The following is a 12,611-nucleotide window of genomic DNA, read 5'->3' as shown; positions in this document are numbered from 1 at the left end:
GATTTGACCTTAAGTCTAGCTTTAAGGTCACGTCGGGAATGCAGGTCAACGTGTTGGGCGCCGAGCGTCGGCGGCGATGGAGTTACGACGAGAAGGTCCGCCTTGTCGAAGAGACATTGCAGGCCCGGCGAGACGGTCTGCGGAGTGGCGCGCCGGCACGGGGTGGCTCATAGCCTGATGTTCACCTGGCGTCGACAAGCGCGCCAGGGGCGACTGGGCGGAGATGCTGCGCCTGCTCATGTTCGACGATCTCCCATCGCCGGGACCAGATAACACACAGCAATGGCCGGTCAGGAATGGCCCGGAACAGAACAACACGACCAACCGCAAGCCGAGAACGAACTGAAGAGGTTCGGTCGAGAGGCGGCGCATGGTGTGCGGTCACTTCCAGCTGACGGACACGATGGCGAAGCAGTGCGGCGGGGAGAGTGTCAGTCAACTCCCATTGAAAATTAAAGCACTTTCGGCCTTCCCAGGCCAAAATCTACCATTCGGGTTAAGGGAAATGGCGTTTCCTACTGCCGCTTGGGTGAGGCAACGTGAGCCGCGTCAAGGTTCTATCGTCGGGCGCCTCCGGGGGCCAACCGCCCGTGGACCTCGCGCCAGGTTGGCGGCGCCACCCCGTTGGCCAGCGGCGTAGCTTCATAGATGCCCTTCGCGATGGCACGCACGAGCTGAAAGCCGATGGGAGTCAGCGATTATTCACACTGCACCCTTCCGACCACTCCGAGCTAAACTCCATCTATTCAGCGACGCTTCTTCATCGCATGTTCCAAACCCTGGCGAAGAGACTCCGGAGTATAAGGTTTCACGATAAATATCGCGCCCAGTCGCGCGGCTTCAGATTTCACTCCGCTGTCACCTGTCGCGAGAACCAAGCACAGATCGGGCCAGCGCACGTAAACGTCGCTTGCGAGCTGCAGACCGGAAACTCCCGGGAGGCCGACGTCCGTAAGTAAGATGTCCACGGGTTGCTCATCCAGGATCTTCAGCGCCTCTTGAGCCGTGCTGGCCCCTTTTACCTTGCATCCGATATCGCTCAGCATCTCCGTCGTCGTAAGGCGGATGAGGTCGTCGTCTTCGACGAGCAAAACGGTCGCGTCCTTGTAAGTCTTTTCGCTGGCCAAGTGTTGCGATCCCTGAGCCACGCGCCTTTGAGCTTGATTGGTCAACACGTGTCTGATTTTCCGGGCGAGCGCCTCACGCGTGTAAGGCTTGGCCAGGAGCTCGACCCCGGGATCGAGCCGCCCGCCGTGCACCATGGCGTTCTGAGTATAGCCGGATGTGAAAAGTACGGCGACGTTGGGCAATCGTTCCTTGGCTTTTCGAGCTAAGTCCGGGCTGCGCAGCATGCCAGGCATCATGACGTCGGTGAAGATCAAGTCTATCGGGATGCCGCTATCGACGACGACGAGTGCGCTCGCCGCATCTCGCGCCTTGACCACGCGATAGCCGAGCTCGGTGAGCATCGAGACCGCGACCTCGCGAACCTCATCGTCATCCTCAACCACGAGGACGGTTTCCTCTCCGCCTTTGACCTCGCCGGACGGAGACCCGACCAGAGTATCTTCACTCGCTACCTCTCGCGGGAAGTACAGCTTCACCGTGGTTCCGGCACCTACCTCGCTGTAGATTTTGACATGTCCGCCGGACTGCTTGAGGAAGCCATAAACCATGGCGAGGCCTAGGCCCGTGCCCTTGTCCTCCGCCTTGGTTGTAAAGAATGGCTCATAGACCCGTTCCAGGATGTCCGGCGGAATGCCGGTGCCCGTATCAGTCACCGCGATCATCACGTATTGTCCCGCGGACAATTCCTCATGCTGCCGGACATATTCGTCATCGAGGAAGGCGTTGCTTGCCTCAATCGTCAGCCGGCCTTCGCCGTTCATCGCGTCGCGCGCGTTGATCGCGAGGTTCAAAACCGCATTTTCCAGTTGATCCGGGTCGATAAGGCTATTCCACAGCCCACCCGCGACTACCGTCTCAATCTCGATTTCCCCACCCAGGGCGCGACGAAGCATCTCATCCATACCTTTGATAAGACGCCCGACGTTCACAACTCTTGGCTCCAGCGGCTGTCGCCTCGCGAAGGCAAGCAACTGGGAGGCAAGTTTCGACCCCCGGGCAACACCTCCGAGAGCGCTTTGGACCCGCATCTCGGCACGGGCATTGCCGGCGATATCCTTGCTCAGCAGTTGCAGGTTTCCGCTGATGACCTGCAGCAAGTTGTTGAAGTCGTGAGCGACGCCGCCGGTGAGTTGCCCGATCGCCTCCAGCTTCTGCGAACGGATCATGGTCGCCTGCGCCGCTTGGAGCGCAGCTTCGGCCTCGCGCCGTTCGGTGATATCCCGCGTCACCTTGGCGAAGCCGACGAGCTTACCGTCGTCATCCCGAATGGCATCGATCACGACGTGCGCCCAGAACGCAGTGCCGTCCTTTCGGACCCGTTGACCTTCGTTCTCCCATCGCCCGACTCGGGTCGCCGTCTCCAGGCCGGTACGCGGAAGCCCAGCGGCGCGGTCGGCTTCCGTGTAGAAGTTGGAGAAATGTCTGCCAATGATTTCTTCGGGAGCATAGCCCTTGATACGCTGCGCACCGGCGTTCCAACTCGCCACGTAGCCGTCCACATCCAGCATGTAGATGGCGTAATCGGTGACGCTCTGAACGAGCAATCGGAACTGTTCTTCGCTTTCCCGCAGTTTAGACTCGGCGGCCCTTCGCTCGGTCAAGTCGCGGGTGATCTTGGCGAATCCGACAAGGTCCCCCTCGGGCGAGCGGATCGCGTCGATGACCACATGGGCCCAGAACTGCGTGCCGTCCTTGCGCACGCGCCAGCCCTCGCGCTCGAAGCGGCCTGTACGCTCTGCCTCCGCCAGCGCCAGCGCAGGAACGTTCTGCGCCCGCTCAGCGTCGGTGTAAAAGGTCGAGAAATGACGACCGATGATCTCGTCCGCTTCATAGCCCTTGAAGCGCCTGGCGCCAGGGTTCCAGCTGGTCACACGACCCTCACGATCCAACATGTAGATCGCGTAATCAGTGATCGCCTCGACGAGAAGCCGATAACGGCCGTCGCTGGTCTGGGCGGCTTCGAAGCGGTTTGAGGTTTCCATCCGAATCCTATCCCAGCTCCAATGTGGGTTGGGACGCAGCCTACTGAAACTGCGCTGAATCGATACGGTTCCATAAACAGGATGGAGGCTAGCTTCTGGGACACCTCAAAGGCTAGTTGCCCCTCCACCCGTTGGCCCTAGCGATGCAGCACCGAACGGGCCGATGAGTGGCGCTGCATTCGCTTCGTTCCTAATCAAAAGGTCTCGCATCCGGGTCGCGCGGTCCCCAGGCCTGGCCTCTCGGCCTTTGATGTGGAGAGAATCTCCTATCCCGGGCTCTGGGTTTGCGAGGGCAAGATCGAAGGCGATCGAGCGGCTTTACGTTTTAGGTCGATTGAAGGGTTCAGCCTCTCGCTTATGCGCGCGCCGGTCTCAGATTGCCGGTCAGGCAGGTCGGCTATTTCTGGCGGATCCGGCCGTGTAACCAGATAGAGCTCGCCGGCAAACAGCATAAAAGCGGCGACCGCCACGCCGAACATGGCCAGGACCAGATCGTGTGAGTCATCCAACCGCATTGAACGATAGTTGGCCAAAGTATGCAGCCGTCGCCTTTGGCTATCCCCGCGAGCGCTAGTGTAGAATAACAGCGGGTCTTCAGACCTTTGGGTATCCGCGACAGGCGTCGTTGAACGGCGGGCGATGGCTCCCGTTTCAACATCCTTGGGAAGATCTCGTTCCATACTATGACGTTCTACGAAAGCCGACATACGCCAACTATCTTGTGCCGTTCAACAGCTTCGCCGAATACGCTCCGGAAACAAGTTCTGAGACGAAGAAAAAGGACGCCGTTTGGTTCGCGCTGAGCGACGACCGGCCGCTGGCCGCCTTCGCCGGAAGGCGCTGCAGCGGCCATTGGCTGAGGATGCGCTCGAGATCGTCGCCCGCGGCGAGGCGAAGGAAGGCGTCTCGGTATCGTCAAGAAGGCAACCGGAAAGATGTTCAGCCAAGCGCGCAGCTTTGAGATCGAGCCTGGCCCGAAACGGCACGCTCTTTTTGCCGACAAGCGCCGTTCCATCGACCGTTGCCGAACCCTCGGTATACGTGCCTGTGAATCCGCAAGTGACTTCGCGGCCGCCGAATAGGAAATTCACGCCGACCGCGTCGGCGTGTTGGCCGGTCGTCAATTCGCCGCGCCACTTTCCGTCATTGAACGTGTACGCGCCGGAGTAATAGAAGTGGCTATCGCCGCCCAAGACCCGACCGTCGTGAAGAACTATGATGCCGCTGGCGTGAGCGTTCGATCCATCCTCCATCATGATCAGGCCATTCTTGACGTCTGACATCCCAACGCCCTCCCCGCGGCAGAGAATAGCGTCGTGGAACGGTCGAAGCGATGGCTACCATCGTCGCAGCGCCAACGAGGGTTACAGAACCGTCTCGATCAGGCCCAACGTCTTTGCTTCCTGCGCCTCCAAATACCAGTTTGACGGCGCCTTCTGCATGACCTCGTCGATCGTCACGTTCGATCCCAGGATGAGATTATGAAAACCCTCGTTCTGCATAGCGATCGAGCATTCGATTTCGTTGAGCGTCGCCCTCACGACAGCGATGCATGTCGTTAATGGGCCATCAATCACCAAGCTCTTCGAAAGCTTGCGTTCATGGATCATCAGCCGCGTGCCGCGCGCGAGGTATCGGTTCGGCCGCGCGAAGAAGCTCAGGAACGTCACGCCGGCCGAATAAATTACAGCCTTACCAAGGAATACGAAGCGCCGTTGCGGTTCCGTCTCGCTCGCGAACCGCACGTCCTCCCCCATCATTCGGGCGACCTCCGGATCGCCACCTAAGGTCGACAGTTCGATGACGACAAGGTCTCTATCGGCCGCGTTGTCGAACTGCGTTCGAAACGCGGTGTACATGTTGTAGTCGACGACGCCCGAGAGGCTGATCGCCGGCGATTTAAAGGCGGTGGCAGGCAGCGTGGCTAGTTCCATCGGGTCGATCCTTCTGTGGCAGTCGTGGTCTCAGCCCAACATGCAGATGCCGCGCCGAAAAAGGACTACTCCTCGGGCAACCGATACAGAACCCGATCGCGGCGTACGGTCATCCGCCAAAGCCCCGCGATTGCTGAAAGACCGATCCGTAAAACGAGCACAACCAATGTAATCTGGAGCCAGATCAGGCCGCCTATCTCGCGGAATACAAACTCGACGCGAGGTCCCCACGGCGGCGGAATGGCGTCGCCAATCGTCTCAATGCCGCGCTGAAGAATGCGCTGCGCGCCAGTTAGTAGTTCCGGCTTCTCGTAGAAGGCGGCTACGATCAACACCCATGCCAAGATCGCTGTAATGGTGCGGAAGGAATGCACCTTCAAGTAATAGCCTAATCCGGGCCGATCGTAACCGCGAATTTTCGCCATCGGGTGATCCTTAGTCAGGACCCGATCAGGATCACTACATCGTTCGCTTATGACGCTTGTGGTGCTTGTGAGAACTGCTCTTCATTCCCATTCCGCTCTTCATACCGCCCTTTTCGGCAGTGTCATTGGCCGTTGCGCCAGGATTTGCCGACGACGGGCTGCTTGAAGCGCCCTGGCCGCTCTTCTGCGCTGGCGAATTGCCTCCGCCACCACCTTGTGCGGACGCGGCTGCAATCGATCCAAAGATAAACGCCGTAGCCAAAACCACTTTCGCAATTCTCATGGGTATTCCTCCGATTGCTGCCCAAGTGGCAAACCGGGGGAGTCCCGAGTGGTTCCAAAAGGCAACTTCGGGCGGAGCTGCCCTCGGCATAGGCAACGGCCCAAGGCGAGCTGAGAAGTGCGTCGGATAATTTTACGACGCGAGGACGACCGGCAGCGGAGACATCATTCTGAGCGAGCCGGAGTCATAGCCAGCGCGCATGAATGAAGCTGAGACCGCACGACTGATGAAGGTATCCGAGGCGATCGTCCGGGAGCTCGACCGCCAGGGCCTGGCGGATGCCCTCGTTCGCGTTCCGATTCGACGCGCTCGAGCTAGCACGGGTAGCGATCCGGGCGGCGGACGGCGACGTGATACCGTTTCGAAGGCCGTAAAGCTGATGGACCTCACCCTCCGCCCCACCGTCATAGCCGGCGACCGTGGACCAAGGCGTGCGGCGGCCTTGACGATCGCCGAAATGCGTCGCGGCGTTCACCGCGTAGCGCCCGCTCATGCAGTAGCCGACGGTGCCGATGATGTTGGTGTTGGCGGCCTTCTCGGGTCTGCTTGTCGTCGCCGGCGAGCCCGGCGCCGGACGCGACCGGGAAATTCGGGGTGCTGGCGTCGGACGCAGTGGCGGCCATACCGCTAGCCTAATTTTAGAACGGCTCAAAACGTTGCGTACAGCAAAAATTAAAACCCCGCCGTGGGGCACGGCGGGGCATGCTGACGCGTCTCAGCCTCACTGCATGTGGCTAATCAGGTAGAATCCGCCACCGAGAACAATCACTGCTGGTACGGCCCAAAGTATGATCACAGGCATAGCTTCCTCCTCCATTTCACGCTGGAATAACTTGGCATTGAACTTGACGTTCCTGCCGAGGAAGGGCTGCGCGCAACACCTTTTGATCTGGATCAAAGGTTGGATCAGATCAGATGGAGAACGGTTGTTAAGCCGCCTCAGTAGCTCTACCGAGAACATCGGTCACCACTTCAGCAAGCCCTCACGGGATCAAATCGTGCTGGTGGAAGAAGGCCACGTCGACTCCAGATCTGGTTCGGTGGTGACCAGCTTGCCAAGTTGGAGGGTCGGTCTTCAACTCGACCAACCGCTTCACGATCCCGCGCCGGCCTGCCAGGCTCCAGTCACATGCGAAGGGCCGCTGCGGGCGGCCCTTCCTCATTCGTCCTTTCAAGCCCGAAGGATTAGTCGATCTCTTCGATGATGCGACGCTCGTGGGGTTCAACGATGTAGGTATGACTGTCTCGGTTGATGTATCGGTATTCCCGAAGGGTCGGCGCATCGCGGTAGACCTCTTCCGGGAATGCCTCGATCTCGACATCCTCTGGCACGCGCTCTCCGGTCCGGATCTCGCTCCTAACGGTGCTGCCCGTCGTGCGACGCTCGCGCTCGACCGGACGCGCCTTAACGTGCTTGCGAATCACGTCGCGATCTCGGTCGCTGAACTTCGTCTTGCGCTCCTCGGTACGCGCCGGCGCTGAAGCGGTCGAACGCCCGGAGTAAGGCAGGACGGTCACGATCTTGTAGCTGGACGGCTCCACGATGACGATCTCGTCTTTCACAAGAACGAAATCGTAGCCACGATACTGTGGCAGGATTTCTGCGACTTCGGCGGGCAGCGGTTGCAGGCGGACGTCATGCGGCACGACGGCGCCCACCGAGAGTGAGAAGTTTACGTTGGTCAACGGCTGAACGTTCAGGCGTGAGATCGACGTATTGATCTGGGTCCGCTGCTGATCGTTGATATTCACCGCCGCGTTCACGTTGGTACTCGCCGAACGCTCGGCCGTGTTCTGCTGATTGTTCGGCTGCTGGGCCGTATTGGTCGAACCGGTACCAATCGGCGACCGCGCCTGGTTGGTCCCTGCGGCGGGGGGATTGGCGCTCTGCGTCTGGGCATTTGTGTTCGAAGGCGGATTGGTCTGCGCCTGGTTGGAAGGCGTCGTGGTCTGGTTCTCGGGCTGGTTGGTCTGAGCCTGGTTCGCCGAGTTGTTCGAGGTCGGGGCCTGCGGGGTATTGGTGGTCGTACCGGAAGTGGACGACTGGCTAGAGGCGGCCTGACCATTCGAAGAAGAGGACTGTGTCTGCGCCGAATTCGTCGATGGGTTGGTCTGCGAAGACGAGCTGGTAGACGGGGTTGATGGCGAAGACGAAGGCGACGTGGTCGATGTGGAATCCTGCTGATGCTGCGACGTCGGCGGATTCGAAGTTGATGTCGGTGGAGAAGACTGTGCGAAGGCCGAGGTCGCGAGGGCAACTGCGGCGGTCGTGGCCAGGAATAAACGCTTGTTCATGTGAAACCTCCCAAATGCGATCGTCGATCAAACCCTCGACAAGACGCGCGGTTCCTCTTGGGAATTCTCGGCAAGGCTGGATTAGCCTTTCCCAGAAACGGGAGGCTTCCTGCTTTGGCGAATGCGCCAAGTTCGGCAACAACAGGAACTTTACTTCGTGCTCCTCGTTTGCCGAGGCAATTTTTGCTGTTTGAGGAGGACATCATGAAGAAATTGATCGTGTGCGGCGCGCTCGCCGTTTTCGCCTCGGCGCCCAAGCTGCCAGTGCTGCCGAGTTCTACATCGTTCGCGACGCGGCTACCAAGAAGTGCACCGTCGTCGATACCAAGCCGACGACGACCACCACGACCGTCGTGGGCGATGGCGTCTATAAGACCAAGACGGAAGCGGTGTCCGCCGTGAAGACCACCAAGGTTTGCACCGAGCAGTAACCTAAACGAGGCTCTGTTCTGGAATCTTCGGAGGAGGAAATGCCCGTATCGATTCCTGCCGTGCTCATTGCCGGCGGGTCGGCTATTCCTAGTTCAATGCCTTGAGCGAACTCGCGCTTGCATGAACGGCTCGCCCGCACCGGGCGGGCCGTTTTCAAACCGGAGTTAATGGGAGCTCGCCAAAGAAAAAGGGCCTCCCGACGGAGGCCCTCGATCTCAAGAAGGGTTCACCCCGTTAGTTATAGTCCGAATATTTGAACTGCGGGAGCGCCTTCAGTTGCTCCTTGTCGCCGCTCACGACGGCGTGGTCGGGCACCCAATCGTTCGTGTTGCGATTGGTGATGTTCGAGGCCGCGCCCGTGGTCGTGTCGCGCGATGTAGTCGAGTTGCCGCTGGAGCTTGTCCAGACTGGTTCTTCCGCGAACTTCAGGTTGTCCATCGAAACGGCGATGTCGTGCTCGCTCATTCCGAGAAAGCCGCCGATCCCGATAACGACTGCGTAGATCTTGCCGCTCTTGTCGAGGAGCAGTTCGTTGATGTCGCCGAGCTTTTCATTGGCGTCGTTGTAAACGTTCAGGCCTGTGAGCTTCGAGGCGTGCCAGCTTCCCTTAAGCGCCGTCTTTGCATCAGCGGGGTGAGCGCTCGCAGCAGGCGCAGCATGATCGGCCGGTTGAGTGGACTGCGCGAACGCAGTTCCGCCGATGCCCTCCAAGATGAAGCGGTAAGGCTGTCCGCAACGACATGCGACATCGATGCGGAGCGGAGGCCGATCGCGGGCCTCCCCATGCCGTCGCAGCGATCATGACAAGCCCGAAGGGCTCGGCCGATTGCCCATCTCCGCGGTGATCAGCAGAAACATTTGCCTATTTTTCCTGTTGTCGGCGGGGCGCTCGAACAACGTGGAGGGATCCTCGATGAAGAGAATTGCAATATCGGCGCTGATGGTTGGCGCTCTTGGTCTGGCCTCGGTGGCCACGACGTCTCCTGCCGAAGCTCACTGGCGTGGAGGCTGGGGCGGCTGGGGACCAGGCATCGCAGGCGGTCTGGTCGCGGGCGCGGTCATCGGTGGCCTTACTTCGTCGGCTTACGCCTGGGGACCGGGCTATGGCTACTACGGGGGGTCTGGCTACTATCGAGCGGGCTACTACGGTGGGCCCTACGCCTACGACTACGGATACGACGAACCGTATCGCTGGGGCGGAGGCTACGCCTCAACCTACTATACGGCGCCCGTATCATACGGCTATCGCTACCGCCGCGTCGTACGCCCTGCCTACGCGTATTACAGCGGATCCTATCCGGTCGTTCGGCTTCGCTGGCATCGTCATCATCACTGGTGAAACCGGACCAACTGCACAATGGAGGCCGCGCGGAAGGCGCGGCCTTTTTTGCGTCGGGGCCATCCCAGAATTTTCCGCTCACCGCCATCCGCCGGCAAACGGTCGTGCCGATCGAAGGCAAGCCGACATTTGGGCGCTCTCGTTGGCGGCTTCGCCGACCGCTTCGGATGTGGACGTGCCTGGCCGGAGCGGGCGGATTCTTTCTTGACCCCGGTGGAAGGTGCTGCGGGCATGGCGGCCAAGGCTTAGCGCACCTGCTCCTGCGGGTCTTCAGAGGTGACATCTGCCTGCACGATGCTCGGCACGTCCGCGCGCGGACGCGTGTCGAATACGATCTTCTCCGGAGGACTTCGCGCCGAGCTAATCCGGATGATGGTCTTGTCGGGATCCGCCGCGGCGGCAGTTTCGATGGGAGCCGGCAGGTACCGGTCCGCCGCGAAGAGCAACGCCAGCAGCAGCCCGCCGACGAAGACGAAATAACGAATGATCGGCATGGACGGCCGTTCGCAAATCAGAAATCAGGTATCGGCGGGGGCCGGCTTGCAGGGGCGGGCCGCTGCCTTCAGCGACCCGCCCGGAGGGCTTAGTCGATCTCCTGGACGACCGCACTGGACAGCCCGGGAGAGTTCAGCTCTCGCCAGCGCTGCGTCTGCAGTTCATCTTGGCGACAAACGAGCCGGGTTTTCCACTATAGACATCGTCATTATTACGGGCTGAGAGCCGCGTATTCGATCGGATATGATCCATTGCCATATCGGTTCGGCTCGACATTCGTTTTCGAACCACCTTATCGCTATTACCGGCGGTAGTGTGCATCCGCCAACGTTCACCCTCGCCTAAACCAAGATAATGGGCTCGCGCGTCATTTGAGCAATTGCCAACCGATCAGCGCAGCGCCGAGAGCGCCGAAAAGAACGAGCCCGACTAGGATCATCTTGAGGTTTAAGGGATGCGCACTGCGTGTAATCAACCGATTGCCGCGGGCACGGAATGACGCTTCGCGAAACATTAGAAACATCTGCCAGAAACTGACCGAGAGGATCGCGAGCCCGACGAGCAAAAGCAAAACCTTGACCATCGTCTCCTCCTGGCGCCTCTGACTTAAGCCCAAGGAACCTACATCCTTACTCACCGTTAACCCACGCTGCGAACGTGAGGTTAACGAGTCCGACGGTATTTGGTCGCCCTATCATGCCCTTCGCATAGAGGCTGGAATGAATTTGCCGGTTAAGCGGATTTTGGTGCTCTCTGTCTTGGTACTTGGATGCGCCGACCTTCTGACCACTAACAAGATCCTCGAGCTCGGTTTCAACGAAGCAAACCCGTTCATGCAAATGGCGCAGACGTGGTTCGGGCCATGGTGGTTGATCCCTAAGCTCGGCGCAACGTTCATCGTCATGGCGCTGCTTTGGCAAAGCAAGAACGTTCACAATATTGCTCTCGTCGCGGCCTTTCTCTTGACGCCAGTGATCAACAACGTGCTGCTTATCGCAGGTGCGAACTGAATCGGTGACAAATTCCTATCGCGATCCACCTCTGGTTGATTCAGAATCTCGGGTTACACCAGGAGCTCGACGACGATGGCAACCATTGACACCGTGGCTTTTCTCGCGCTTGTCGGCGTAGCGATGCTCGCCAGAGCGCGCCTTAGGGAGCGCGCATCCTACCGAAAACAAATGACTGATAACGCGCTGCGCTCGATGGGCGAGCTAATCTGACCCTCCGGTCCCGATCTTTCCCGGCACGTCAACCGATCGGATGTTTGACCCGCGCTTGCCGCAGACCGTACACCTAAACCGCGGCTCGAGATCCGACAGACGCATCTCCGCCGGCCATTTCGATCCGTCCATCGTGACATTGTGAGAGCACCGATAGTCCTTGCAGAAAACGATGATGCGCGTCGCGCCCGTCTCGCGCATTTCGCCGAACGTGATCTTGGTCGGGTAGTCGCTCATGATGCAACTACAGCTGTTTCGCGTCCCGGCGGCAATCCAAGAAACCTAGCGAGCAGCTAGGTTCCACCCACCATCAATCGGTCAAGGCTCCGTCCGCGACACCGCCCCCGCGATTCGATGGCATGACCCCTGCACTAGATTTCCTGCTGGGGATTCAGTGTCCCAGGAATAGACGCCGTTACGCGGTGTATTTTTGAAACGGCGCCCCGGATCAATGGGGAGGTATCGTTGAATAGTGCAGCACCTCAGAAGGCTAGGTTTCTCGTTCGGACGGGAGGCGCCGGCTGGATGGTCTACGATCGAGAACTCAAGGGGCCAGCGCAATTGGAAAAGGGTGGCCGGTTCGCGGAGAAGCTGACGAAGGAACAGGCTGAAAATCTCAGGCAGATGCTGACGGCTTCCCTGCCACCGCCGCCTGCGGGCAAGCGTCGCGCCGCGCGTTCCGAGTAAATTGCATTGTTGTCCACAGTGTGGATTACGCCACACCGCGCGGGCGTGAATCGCCGTACCGTAGGCTTCGGGAGTATGACTCCATGGGCCTCGGACCCGTCGCGAATGGCAGGCCATGCTTTGGCGGCCTACATGGGCCGCGCGGCGTTAATCGAGCTCCCGCCTGACAATTGGAAATACAACGCATTCCGGTTTCGCGAATGCAAGAGCGGCACGATTTCCAAAACCGATTGCGCGGCACCCGTGGATCTATTTCGAGCTGAGAAGATCGCAACTGTCCCGGACCGATTACATCATGACTGCCGCTTTTGCGGAGTGAAGCTCACCCTCGTCAGAACGATCATGGAATCTGAAAGCGGAGTTGTCATTCATACGTTTGAATGCGAGC

Annotated in this window: 15 protein-coding genes and 3 pseudogenes; 7 read left to right on the top strand and 11 right to left on the bottom strand. The window is 59.5% G+C overall.

What is annotated here, in order from left to right:
• The first annotated feature begins 3 nt into the window (after window positions 1–3).
• Window positions 4–273 carry a transposase gene (locus tag AC628_RS46110; protein WP_083632811.1) on the top strand — a complete coding sequence of 90 codons (270 nt, stop codon included), beginning with the start codon at window positions 4–6 and terminating at the stop codon, window positions 271–273.
• Between the two features lie 473 nt (window positions 274–746).
• On the opposite strand, the gene AC628_RS12445 is transcribed toward AC628_RS46110, so the two are convergent.
• Window positions 747–3,110, bottom strand: a complete 2,364-nt coding sequence (locus tag AC628_RS12445; RefSeq protein WP_074127103.1) for a PAS domain S-box protein — start codon at window positions 3,108–3,110, stop codon at window positions 747–749.
• A gap of 718 nt (window positions 3,111–3,828) precedes the next feature.
• On the opposite strand from AC628_RS12445, the pseudogene AC628_RS45250 reads away from it, so the two are divergent.
• Window positions 3,829–3,945: pseudogene (locus AC628_RS45250) on the top strand (SOS response-associated peptidase); the annotation flags it as partial.
• Between the two features lie 529 nt (window positions 3,946–4,474).
• Here the strand turns inward: AC628_RS45250 and AC628_RS12425 are convergent.
• The 5 genes and pseudogenes from AC628_RS12425 to AC628_RS12405 all read right to left on the bottom strand — a co-directional run bounded on the left by AC628_RS12425 (window position 4,475) and on the right by AC628_RS12405 (window position 8,047).
• Window positions 4,475–5,044 (bottom strand): peptidase S14, encoded by a 570-nt coding sequence (locus AC628_RS12425; RefSeq protein ID WP_074127102.1) that lies wholly within the window; start codon window positions 5,042–5,044, stop codon window positions 4,475–4,477.
• Window positions 5,045–5,109: 65 nt separating this feature from the next.
• On the bottom strand, window positions 5,110–5,469 hold the full coding sequence (locus tag AC628_RS12420) for a hypothetical protein (RefSeq protein WP_074127101.1): 360 nt from the start codon (window positions 5,467–5,469) through the stop codon (window positions 5,110–5,112).
• A gap of 34 nt (window positions 5,470–5,503) precedes the next feature.
• Window positions 5,504–5,752 carry a hypothetical protein gene (locus AC628_RS42805; protein ID WP_128970807.1) on the bottom strand — a complete coding sequence of 83 codons (249 nt, stop codon included), beginning with the start codon at window positions 5,750–5,752 and terminating at the stop codon, window positions 5,504–5,506.
• A gap of 445 nt (window positions 5,753–6,197) precedes the next feature.
• Window positions 6,198–6,287, bottom strand: a pseudogene (locus AC628_RS42800) (dienelactone hydrolase family protein); the annotation flags it as partial.
• A gap of 650 nt (window positions 6,288–6,937) precedes the next feature.
• The gene (locus AC628_RS12405) at window positions 6,938–8,047 is read right to left on the bottom strand and encodes a DUF1236 domain-containing protein (protein WP_074127098.1); all 1,110 of its coding nucleotides are present in this window, start codon (window positions 8,045–8,047) and stop codon (window positions 6,938–6,940) included.
• Window positions 8,048–8,251: 204 nt separating this feature from the next.
• Here AC628_RS12405 and AC628_RS12400 point away from each other — a divergent pair.
• Window positions 8,252–8,478: pseudogene (locus tag AC628_RS12400) on the top strand (hypothetical protein).
• 235 nt (window positions 8,479–8,713) lie between these two features.
• Here AC628_RS12400 and AC628_RS12395 read toward each other — a convergent pair.
• The 4 genes from AC628_RS12395 to AC628_RS12380 all read right to left on the bottom strand — a co-directional run bounded on the left by AC628_RS12395 (window position 8,714) and on the right by AC628_RS12380 (window position 10,896).
• A complete protein-coding gene (locus tag AC628_RS12395) occupies window positions 8,714–9,190 on the bottom strand; it encodes a PRC-barrel domain-containing protein (RefSeq protein ID WP_245321142.1) in 477 nt (158 codons plus the stop codon).
• Between the two features lie 87 nt (window positions 9,191–9,277).
• Window positions 9,278–9,454 (bottom strand): hypothetical protein, encoded by a 177-nt coding sequence (locus AC628_RS43925; RefSeq protein ID WP_168193357.1) that lies wholly within the window; start codon window positions 9,452–9,454, stop codon window positions 9,278–9,280.
• A 609-nt stretch (window positions 9,455–10,063) separates the two neighbouring features.
• On the bottom strand, window positions 10,064–10,312 hold the full coding sequence (locus AC628_RS12385) for a hypothetical protein (protein WP_074127096.1): 249 nt from the start codon (window positions 10,310–10,312) through the stop codon (window positions 10,064–10,066).
• A 368-nt stretch (window positions 10,313–10,680) separates the two neighbouring features.
• A complete protein-coding gene (locus tag AC628_RS12380; RefSeq protein WP_143201563.1) occupies window positions 10,681–10,896 on the bottom strand; it encodes a hypothetical protein in 216 nt (71 codons plus the stop codon).
• A 136-nt stretch (window positions 10,897–11,032) separates the two neighbouring features.
• Here AC628_RS12380 and AC628_RS12375 point away from each other — a divergent pair, with 136 nt between their 5' ends.
• The gene (locus AC628_RS12375; RefSeq protein ID WP_210190190.1) at window positions 11,033–11,323 is read left to right on the top strand and encodes a DUF5658 family protein; all 291 of its coding nucleotides are present in this window, start codon (window positions 11,033–11,035) and stop codon (window positions 11,321–11,323) included.
• Between the two features lie 75 nt (window positions 11,324–11,398).
• Complete coding sequence (locus tag AC628_RS43920) at window positions 11,399–11,536, top strand: hypothetical protein (protein WP_168193356.1); 138 nt, start codon at window positions 11,399–11,401, stop codon at window positions 11,534–11,536.
• Here AC628_RS43920 and AC628_RS12370 read toward each other — a convergent pair.
• A complete protein-coding gene (locus AC628_RS12370) occupies window positions 11,528–11,773 on the bottom strand; it encodes a hypothetical protein (protein WP_074127094.1) in 246 nt (81 codons plus the stop codon). The two genes, AC628_RS43920 and AC628_RS12370, sit on opposite strands and share 9 nt — an antisense overlap.
• A 288-nt stretch (window positions 11,774–12,061) precedes the next feature.
• Between AC628_RS12370 and AC628_RS45240 the strand changes: the two genes are divergently transcribed.
• Together AC628_RS45240 and AC628_RS44745 are read left to right on the top strand one after the other, a co-directional pair.
• A complete protein-coding gene (locus AC628_RS45240; protein WP_245321141.1) occupies window positions 12,062–12,223 on the top strand; it encodes a hypothetical protein in 162 nt (53 codons plus the stop codon).
• 105 nt (window positions 12,224–12,328) lie between these two features.
• Window positions 12,329–12,611: KH domain-containing protein (locus tag AC628_RS44745; RefSeq protein ID WP_210190189.1), on the top strand; the 283-nt coding region annotated here is incomplete at its 3' end.

This window comes from Bradyrhizobium sp. NAS96.2 (assembly GCF_001908235.1).
Taxonomy (GTDB): domain Bacteria; phylum Pseudomonadota; class Alphaproteobacteria; order Rhizobiales; family Xanthobacteraceae; genus Bradyrhizobium.
Note: the sequence above shows the minus strand (reverse complement) of the source record. Positions and strands in the feature narration are given on the sequence as shown.